The organism is Psychrilyobacter sp. (assembly GCF_049671765.1).
Lineage (GTDB): Bacteria > Fusobacteriota > Fusobacteriia > Fusobacteriales > Fusobacteriaceae > Psychrilyobacter.
In genome coordinates this window covers 1-1702 of the sequence record NZ_JBATVM010000301.1, presented here as the reverse complement: position 1 = coordinate 1702, position 1702 = coordinate 1, and the positions used below count along the sequence as shown (strand labels likewise).

Below are 1702 nucleotides of genomic sequence, written 5' to 3'. Positions count from 1 at the left end.
TAAAAAGAAGATAAAAAAGTAGAGTTTTCACCTCGAAAAAACAGAAAAATCTACTGGAGGAGAAAGAAACTCTCTAAGAATAATAAAAGCTATACAATTTATTAGGTGAAATAACAACTATTTAATATTAAAATAATACAGAATAAACAAGAAAAGAAATCAGGGAGGGGAAAGTGTTAATCTACATCTTACTTTATTTTACATTCTACTTTACTTTAGGAGCGAGTATGCTCTATTTATCCCAATTTTTTGAAACTATCCATATATCAGGTGGACAGTCAGGAATGATTTTTGCAATAGGATCATTTTTAGCTATGGCTTTTCAACCAATTTTAGGATATATAAACGATAAAACAAAGAAATCTAAAGAAATATTAATTATAATAACAGGAATTATTTTTATCACTTTATTATTGATGAATCATATAAATTCATTTATAGGGATATTAATATTATATTCTTTTTATGTAATAGCGGTTTTTTGTGAGATGCCTCTTATGGATACGGTATCTTTATCTACTGAGTATGCTTTTGGGAAGATAAGGTTATGGGGTTCTATTGGATTTGCTGTAGGAGCTTTAGTTTCAGGAAAATTTATAGAATTATTTGGGACTTCTTCGTTTTTATATTTAGGAGCAATAGCTTCAATTGTCACAGGAATAGTCATTATAAAAATACCTGTGAAAATCAATAATTTACATGAAAATGATGGAAAGGTAGATTTAAAGAAACTTTTAACCAATAAAAGATATATTATTTTTGTAATTGTTTCTATGTTATTTTTAGGGACCAATAATGGTCATAATAGTTATTTTGCAGTATATTTTAAAGAAATAGGTGGTTCTATGGCATTACTTGGAACAATAGTTTTCTTAATGACTCTTAGTGAAGTACCTTTTATTGGAATTTCACCTAAATTAATAAATAAAAAAGGGGTAGAATTTGTAGTAACTTTAGCAGTATTGTGTATGACTGTCAGATGGGGAGTATATTTTTTATTCTCTAAACCGTCTGTAATAGCAGGAACTTTTTTATTTCAGGGAGCTTCTGTAGGGCTATTTTTTGCAGGGGCAAATCTATACATTCGAAATATTGTAGAAAAAAATACTCTTGGAACGGCAATAACAATATTTATGGCAGCCGGTTCTTTAGGAGGAATGTTTGTTCAATATATTTCAGGAGTGATTATAGAGCAATATGGTGCAGTTTATATCTATGGATTTTTTAGTATATTAGTGTTTACAGCCTTGGTATTGATGTTTTTAGAGAAAAAATTAAAGAACTAAAAAAGAATAAAAAGGAGATTATAGCTATGGCAAGAGGATATGACGAGTCAAAGGATAGAAAAAATAAGGTATCATTATTTGGAAAAACATTAGTAAGAAGATCTAAATCGACATGTGAGTTATGTGGTGAAACAGGTCGTAAATTAAATATATTTGAAGTTGGAAAGATAGAGGTAGAACCAGATTATGATAGATGTATACATATTTGTGATACATGTATGGATACAATAGACAGACTAAAAAAAGCCAATGAAAATGATTTAAGATTTTTGAATCACGCAATTTGGAGTGAGGTAAATATAGTAAAAGCTGCAGCAATAGATATTATTAAACAGATCCAAGGGAAATATTCGTGGATAGATGATCTACTAGATATGGTTTATATGGATGAAAAATTAGAAGAGATTCTTGAGAAG

General features: G+C 28.7%; 2 protein-coding genes. Both read left to right on the top strand.

Annotation, left to right across the window (positions count from 1 at the left end; all coding sequences use genetic code 11):
- Positions 1-173 precede the first annotated feature (173 nt).
- Positions 174-1286, top strand: coding sequence for an MFS transporter (locus WBG30_RS13900; protein ID WP_424505254.1), 1113 nt, complete (start codon positions 174-176; stop codon positions 1284-1286).
- Between the two features lie 26 nt (positions 1287-1312).
- Positions 1313-1702, top strand: a 390-nt coding sequence (locus WBG30_RS13895; protein ID WP_424505253.1) for a PhnA protein, incomplete at its 3' end; no start/stop codon positions are given.